The organism is Limnohabitans planktonicus II-D5 (genome assembly GCF_001270065.2).
Taxonomy (GTDB): domain Bacteria; phylum Pseudomonadota; class Gammaproteobacteria; order Burkholderiales; family Burkholderiaceae_C; genus Limnohabitans_A; species Limnohabitans_A planktonicus.
The window spans coordinates 89,580-96,423 of the sequence record NZ_LFYT02000002.1 but is presented as its reverse complement, the minus strand read 5'-3'; the positions used below and the strand labels follow the sequence as shown (position 1 = coordinate 96,423).

Sequence of the window (6,844 nt, the reverse complement as noted above, 5' to 3'; positions counted from 1 at the left end):
TTGGCGCATTGAAAAATGGGGGGGCTTGCTGCCCCCATGTCGGGGTCTCCGACCACCGACCGACAACACATCCCGTAGGTCGGCGCTCGAAGAGTCCGACGTTTCACGCGCCAAGGTGTGGCCCGCATCCGGCGATGCCGCGAAACAAACATGCGTCGGGTTCTCCGACCACCGACCGACAACACATCCCGTAGGTCGGCACTCGAAGAGTCCGACGTTTCACGCGCCAAGTTGTGGCCCGCATCCGGCGCTCCCGCGAAACAAACATGCGTCGGGGTCTCCGACCACCGACCGACAACACGTCCCGTAGGTCGGCACGCGAAGAGTCCGACGTTTCACGCGCCAAGTTGTGGCCCGCATCCGGCGATGCCGCGAAACAAACATGCGTCGGGTTCTTCGACCACCGACCGACAACACATCCCCCGTAGGTCGGTAGCTTCAGCTCCGACAATGCCGGCTTTGGCACAGCCCCCATCTCGGTGTCGGCGTTTGCTGGCGGAGCGTCTCAGCTGCATTGGCCGAGAGCGGCTAAGCTTGCGTTTTTTTGCGAATTGACAACTTTTTCCAAGAGAGAGCCCAGACTTTGAACACGAACACCCGTTACGGCATCATCGGCTGCGGCATGATGGGGCAAGAGCATTTGCGCAACATCGCCTTGTTGCCTGGCGCGCAGGTCACGCGCATTTTTGAGCCCGACGCCGACATGCTGTCCAAGAGTCTGGCAGATGCGCCCGGTGCGCAAAGTGCTGCCAGCCTGGCCGAGGTGGTCACCTCACCCGATGTGGACTGCCTGCTGATCGCCAGCCCCAACTTTTGCCATGCGGACCAGTTGCGCGAGATTGCCCGCCTTCGCCCGCTGCCCGTTTTGCTGGAAAAACCCGCCTGTACCCATTTGGACGATGTGCGCAGCCTGGCCGCTTTGCAGGCCAGTTACCTGGCCCCGATCTGGGTGGCCATGGAATACCGCTACATGCCGCCCGTGGCCATGCTGGCGCAAGAGGTGCATGGTCAGCAGAACACTGGCCCGGTCAAAATGATCACCATCCGGGAGCATCGCTTTGCGTTTTTGGTCAAGGTGGGTGACTGGAACCGCTTCAACCGTTACACCGGCGGCACCTTGGTCGAAAAGTGCTGCCACTTTTTTGACCTGATGCGCCACCTGACCCAAAGCGAGCCGGTGCGTGTGTTTGCCTCCGCTGGGGTGGACCACAACCACCTGGATGAAACTTATCCCGACGGCACGCCTGATATTCTGGACAACGCCTATGTGATCGTGGATTTCGCATCCGGGCAAAGGGCACTGCTGGAACTGTGCATGTTTGCCGAGGGCGCTCGTTATCAGGAAGAAATTTCAGTGGTGGGGCCTTTGGGCAAAGCTGAATGTTTTGTACCCGGACCGGGTCGTTTTTGGTCTGCGCATTTGGGCGATGCGCCAGTGCCCAAACTGGTCATCAGCCCGCGCGATCCCAAAGGCCCGCGTGAGCAGGATGTGCCAGTGGACCCGGTGGCACTGGCCGCAGGTGACCACAACGGCTCCACCCTGTACCAGCACCAGAAGTTCAATGCCGTGGTGCGCGGTCAGGGCGCTGTCGAGGTGGGCTTGCGCGACGGCCTGGCTGCCGTGGTCATGGGCCTGGCGGCCCAAGAGTCTGCCCGAACCGGTCAGGCCATCGACCTGACAAGCGGCGAGTATGATTTGGTGAATTTGTTGAATTTCAGCGCTGCTCAACCCTGATTTTTTCCCTTTGAGGGAGAATTTACGGCCTTGAAGCGTGTTTTTTGCTGTCGGATTGGCGATAACCCCAACATCTTTGTTGATGTAAGTCATCTATGATTCATTCACGTCTTTTGTAGGGCGTTCATTGTTATTCCATTTAAAGACACATTTCCATGGCATCCGTGCAACTGCAGCAAGTCCGAAAGAGTTACGACGGCAAAAATCAGGTCATCCACGGCATCGATCTTGAGATTCAGCACGGGGAGTTCGTGGTCTTTGTCGGCCCTTCAGGCTGCGGCAAATCCACCTTGCTGCGCATGATCGCGGGACTGGAAACCATCACCGGCGGTGATGTGCTGATCGACGGCAAGCGCGTCAACGACGAGCCACCGCGCAACCGCGACATTGCCATGGTGTTTCAGGATTACGCGCTCTACCCGCACAAGAGCCTGTACGACAACATGGCCTTTGGCTTGCGCCTGCGCAAAACCCCCGAGGGCGAGATCAAGCGGCGCGTGATGGACGCCGCGCGTTTGCTGCGCATCGACCACATGCTTGAGCGCAAGCCCGCCGCCTTGTCGGGCGGTCAGCGCCAGCGCGTGGCCATTGGCCGCGCCATCGTGCGCCAGCCCAAGGTGTTTTTGTTCGACGAGCCTCTGTCCAATCTGGACGCCCAGCTGCGCAACGAGATGCGCAGCGAGATCAAAAAACTGCACCAGCGTTTGGGTGCCACCATCATTTACGTGACGCACGACCAGGTCGAGGCCATGACGCTGGCTGACCGCATCGCCGTCATGAGTGGCGGGCACAAGATGCAGCACGCCAGCCCCGATGAGATCTACAACCGCCCGGCCGCGCAGTTTGTGGCGGGCTTTACCGGCAGCCCGCCCATGAACCTGGTGAGCTGCCAGTTGCAAGCGGGTGGGGCAGACTTGGGCGGCGGCACGCTGATCGCTTTGCCGGCCGACTTGCGCGAGCGCGCTGCGGCCGCGCCTGGCCATGTGTTTGGCATCCGCCCAGAAAACCTGTCCCTGGCCCCGCGCCATGTGCCCGGCGAGGTGGTGGTGCAGGCCCGCGTGGTCATCAGCGAGCCTTTGGGCGCCGAGACCTTGGTCACCTTCCAGGTGGGGAACGCCGAGCTGATTGCACGCTGCTCTGCCAGCTTCCGGGCCCCGGCGGGCACGCCCCAAAACCTCTACCTCGATCCGGCCGCCATGCACCTGTTCAGCCAGGACAGCGGTCAGGCGATTTGATGCCATTTTTTGTCAGTCCATTTGAATTCAACCCCAAGGAGACATCCATGAAGAAGCGTTATGCATTGAAATTGGCCGTGGTGGCCCTGGCCAGCACGATGGCCGCAGGCGCTGTGTGGGCGCAGCAAACCACTTTGCGTGTGTTTGTTGGCCCGAATCAGCGCCCCGACTTGCAAGCCAAGTTGTTTGAGCAGTACAACAAAGCCAACCCCGGCGTGAAGGTCGAGATCGAAACGGGCGGTGCCACCTCCGAGCTGCAGCGCCAGTACCTTTCCACCGTGCTCAATGCCAAGGACTCGGCCATCGACTTGTTCCTGATCGACATCGTCAACCCGGCGCAATACGCCTCCAAGGGCTGGATTGAGCCTTTGGACAAATATGTCGGTGGCCCTGCAGCCCTGAAGAACGACTACTTGCCGGTGTACCAAACCGCCAACGTGATCGGCGGCAAGGTCTACGCCATGCCCAGCCAGGGCGATTCGATGTTCATGTACTACCGCAAGGACCTGCTGACCAAGCACGGCGTGGCCGAGCCCAAGACCTGGGACGAGCTCGCCGCCGCTGCCAAGAAAATCATGGCGGCAGAAAACGCCCCCAACCTGCAAGGCCTGTCCATCCAGGGCGCACCGATTGAAGGCGCGGTCTGCACCTTCTTGTTGCCCTACTGGGGCCAGGGCAAGCAATTCAACGACGCAGCGGGCAAGCTGACGCTGGACAAGGCGGCTGCCGTCAAGGGGCTGCAAAGCTGGCTGAACATGGTCGACCAAGGCGTGATCAAGAAGAACGTGGCCGAGGTCACCACGCCTGTCACGGTGAACGAATTCAAAGCAGGTCAAGCCGTGTTTGCGATCAACTGGGGCTTTGCGTTTGACCGCTTCAAGGACGACGCCGACTCCAAGGTCAAGGGCAACGTCGGCGTGATGCCACTGCCCGCCATGACCGGCGGCAAATCGGCCACCTGCATGGGCGGCTGGCAGTGGGCCATGAACGCTTACGGCAAGAACAAAGACGCCGCAGGCAATTTGATCAAGTTCCTGTCCTCCAAAGAGGCCAGCGCCTTCATCGCCCGTGAAGGCTCGATCCTGCCCGTGTTCCAAAGCGTTTATTCCGATGCGTCGGTGAACAAGGTTGTGCCTTGGTTCAAGGACGCCTTGCCCGTGGTGCTGGGCGCACAAAGCCGCCCCATGGTGGAGGACTACGGCCAGGTGTCGGACATCATCCGCACCACCACCAGCGCCGTCCTGGCCCGCACCAAGACGCCTGAAGCCGGTGTGGACGAGATCGCTGCCCGTGTGGGCCGTTTGATGCGCTGATGCCATCTTGAACCCTGTCTGACCCCGGGCCCCTGGTGGGCCCGGGGTTTTCTGTGAGCCCTGTGAACTTGACCATGCTGTCCAAACTCCGCGATCCGACCGAAAAAACGTTGGCCGTTCTGCTGCTGGCCCCCGCTTTTTTGCTGCTGCTTTTGATCGTCGTCTACCCCATCGGCAAACTGGTCTACAACAGCTTGTTCGACGTGGACAAGACCGGCCTGTTTCTGGGGCTGACCAACTACGTGGACGTGGTGCAAGACCCCTTGTTCTGGAACGCCACCAAGAACACCTTGCTGATCACCCTGATCACCGTGCCCGGGGCCTTGATCGTGGGCCTGGGCCTGGCCATGCTGGCCAATCTGCCCTTCAAGCGCAAGTGGCCTGTGCGCCTGTCCTTGCTCTTGCCCTGGGCCTTGCCCCTGTCTTTTGCCGGCCTGATCTTTGCCTGGTTTTTTCACACCGAATATGGGGTGGTGAACGATGTGCTTTCTCGCCTGGGCCTGCAAACCGAGCCCACCAGCTGGCTCTTGAAGCCCAACTGGGCCTTTGCCGCCATTTGCCTGACCATCATCTGGAAGACCTCGTCTTTCATGGCCTTGATCTTGTTGGCCGGCCTGCAAATGATCCCCAAATCCCTGTACGAAGCGGCCGAGGTGGACGGCGCCAGCCGCTGGCAGCAGTTCTGGGAAATCACCATCCCCATGCTCATGCCCAGCATCATCGTGGCGCTGATTTTTCGGACCATCACGGCGCTGCAGACCTTTGACATCCCCTACACCATGACCAAGGGCGGCCCGGGCGAAGCCACCGAAACCCTGGCCATGCTGATCCACAAATACACCATCGATTACTCCAGCATCAGCTTTGGTTCCACCTTGGCGGTGTTCATGTTTGTCATCTCGATGTTTGTCACCGGCTTTTACTTGCGCCACATCGGAAAGAACGCGTCATGAGAGAACAGTCTTTTTGGTCCGCCCCCATGCTGCGCTGGGCAGCGGCGGCTATTGTGGTGTTCAACGGCTTTTTCCCGGCCGTCTGGATCTTGTTCACCTCGCTCAAGACCGAAACCGAGTTGGTGCAAAAACCCATCACCTGGTGGCCCGAGAACCCGATGCTGGGCAACTACGTGCGCGCCTTCATCGACCAGCCCTTGCTGCACTACCTCAAAAACAGCGTCATTGTGGCGACGGGTGCCACCGTGTTGTCGTTGCTGGTGGCGGCGTTTGCGGCCTACGCCATTGCGCGATTGAACCTCAAACGGCGTGAGCTGATTTTGACCTGTATCGTGGCGTCTAGCATGTTTCCCTTGGTGACCTTGCTGGTGCCGATTTTTGAAACCATGCGAGCCTTGGGCTGGCTCAACACCTATATGGCGTTGATTTTGCCTTACGTGGTGCTCAATTTGCCGGTCTGCACGCTGGTGCTGGTGAGCTTTTTCCAGAGCATTCCGCGCGACTTGGAAAACGCCGCCATGATCGACGGCTGCACCCGTTTGGGCGCTTTGTGGCATGTGGTGGTGCCCTTGGCGGCACCCGGCGTCTTCACGGCAGGCATCTTGGCCTTTGTCAATTCATGGGACGAGTTTTTGCTGGCCTTGTCGCTCAACTCCAGCCCGGGCGCACGCACCTTGCCGGTGGGCATCGCGCTGTACCAAGGCGAGTTCACCTTCCCCTGGCCCATCATTTCTGCGGCGCTGATCGTGGCCATTGTGCCGGTGGCCATCCTGATTGCGATTTTTCAGGAGCGGGTGGTTGGCGGGTTGACCCAGGGCGGCCTCAAGGGCTGAAGAGCTGAAGGGCTGTCGCTGGATCCGGCAGTTTGTTTTTGACTATTGATCCGGCACGCTGAAGATTGAAATGTGTGAGACATGTCATCTCGTCGCCGCTCGCAGAGTCCGACGTTATGGGTTTGGGCAAAGGCTCATGTCGGGGTCTTCGACCGCCGACCTACAAAATCTTTGAGACATGTCATCTCGTTGGTCGGTACTCGCAGAGTCCGACGTTATGGGTTTAGGCACAGGCCCACGTCGGGGTCTTCGACCGCCGACCTACAGCATCTTTGAGACATGTCATCTCGTAGGTCGGTACTCGCAGAGTCCGACGTTATGGGTTTAGGCACAGGCCCACGTCGGGGTCTTCGACCGCCGACCTACAGCATCTTTGAGACATGTCATCTCGTAGGTCGGCACTCGCAGAGATCGACGTTAGGGGTTTAGGCACAGGCCCACGTCGGGGTCTTCGACCGCCGACCTACAACAGTTTTGAGACATGTCATCTCGTTGGTCGGTACTCGCAGAGTCCGACGTTATGGGTTTAGGCACAGGCCCACGTCGGGGTCTTCGACCGCCGACCTACAACAGTTTTGAGACATGTCATCTCGTAGGTCGGTACTCGCAGAGTCCGACGTTATGGGTTTAGGCACAGGCCCATGTCGGGGTCTTCGACCGCCGACCTACAGCATCTTTGATGCATGGATCTCGCAGAGTCCGACGTCATGGGTTTGGGCGCAGGCTCATGTTGCAGGCGTTGGGTGCGCCAGTGGGCCCAGGAGCTGGTCATGGA

The 6,844-nt window shown here is 59.7% G+C and carries 5 protein-coding genes; all 5 read left to right on the top strand.

The window, feature by feature from the left end; genetic code table 11:
- The first annotated feature begins 583 nt into the window (after positions 1–583).
- The 5 genes from H663_RS22370 (at position 584) to H663_RS22350 (ending at position 6,069) form a co-directional block, all read left to right on the top strand.
- Positions 584–1,735: a Gfo/Idh/MocA family protein gene (locus H663_RS22370; protein ID WP_083451330.1), complete on the top strand. Its 1,152-nt coding sequence runs from the start codon at positions 584–586 to the stop codon at positions 1,733–1,735.
- Positions 1,736–1,890: 155 nt separating this feature from the next.
- Entirely contained in the window at positions 1,891–2,970 is a 1,080-nt protein-coding gene (locus tag H663_RS22365) for an ABC transporter ATP-binding protein (protein ID WP_053176083.1), read from the top strand.
- 47 nt (positions 2,971–3,017) lie between these two features.
- Positions 3,018–4,283: an ABC transporter substrate-binding protein gene (locus H663_RS22360; protein WP_053176085.1), complete on the top strand. Its 1,266-nt coding sequence runs from the start codon at positions 3,018–3,020 to the stop codon at positions 4,281–4,283.
- A gap of 74 nt (positions 4,284–4,357) precedes the next feature.
- Positions 4,358–5,236, top strand: coding sequence for a carbohydrate ABC transporter permease (locus H663_RS22355; protein WP_053176964.1), 879 nt, complete (start codon positions 4,358–4,360; stop codon positions 5,234–5,236).
- Positions 5,233–6,069: a carbohydrate ABC transporter permease gene (locus tag H663_RS22350; protein WP_053176087.1), complete on the top strand. Its 837-nt coding sequence runs from the start codon at positions 5,233–5,235 to the stop codon at positions 6,067–6,069. The genes H663_RS22355 and H663_RS22350 overlap by 4 nt, the downstream gene beginning before the upstream one ends.
- The last annotated feature ends 775 nt before the right edge of the window (positions 6,070–6,844 follow it).